The following is an 890-nucleotide window of genomic DNA, read 5'->3' on the forward strand; positions in this document are numbered from 1 at the left end:
GGCAAATATCGAGAGCCACCCCAACTTGAGGTGAAATTTTTGCACCTCAAGTTTTTGAACTCGTCAGCAGTTAGCCGAAACATAAAATCTTCGCCCTCAAACTTTTCAATATTATTCTTAATCTGTCTATTGAAATTTTTCGTTTCATACCCATATATTTCAGCAAGCTCAAAATCAAGCATGACTTTTTGATTACGAATGTTATAGATCTTCTCTTTTATTGTTTCAGCGTCTATTATCATTCCAACAGACGCGTTTTTAGCGTCCGCGATAATTAGATTTTTATTCCCCTCTACCATAAGATCACTCCTAAAAAATGTGCGTAAAACCTAGCGCTGTACAACAAAAACTACATTTCTAACACAAAACCCATGAATCGCAAGCAACACTGCAAAATCACAGAAACAAATCACAGAAACAAATCACTAAGTTACTAAAATCACGCAAATCACATATAAACGCATCGTTTAAACGCATCAGCGCATATACAACTATTCTACAAAACAGTACAGGAAAAGCAACGAGTAGACAGGCACGACCGAAACGACTCAACCGCGCGCAGTTTATGTCGCCTACGCGCCAAAAAGCGACAGAAACTGTGCAGCCGCGTAAAATAAATGTCGCGAAATGACGGAATTGCGACAGAAACTGTGTAGCCGCGCGCTACGCTCCAAGCGAAAAGGCAGGTCGTGTCGCTCGCGCGGATTAACCGCGTTCACGTCCTCGCTTGCGTTGAAAGCACACCGTGCTTTCAACCCTAAGCAAGCTCGGCGCTCCGAATTGCTTTCGCGCGCTAAATCGCAGCGCTCAAGCAGGTCGTCGCGCGCTAAAATCATCAATAATTGCTTGCATAATTAATGATATTTACGTTACATTATATAGAATTATTG

1 protein-coding gene is annotated in these 890 nt (G+C 41.9%); it reads right to left on the reverse strand.

All coding sequences use genetic code 11. The features are described 5' to 3' along the window. Positions 1 to 299: ORF6N domain-containing protein (locus A5294_RS06445; RefSeq protein ID WP_197457110.1), on the reverse strand; the 299-nt coding region annotated here is incomplete at its 3' end. Positions 300 to 890: the final 591 nt, after the last annotated feature.

Origin of the sequence: Gardnerella sp. 30-4 (assembly GCF_001641215.1) — a bacterium.
Classification (GTDB): domain Bacteria; phylum Actinomycetota; class Actinomycetes; order Actinomycetales; family Bifidobacteriaceae; genus Bifidobacterium; species Bifidobacterium leopoldii.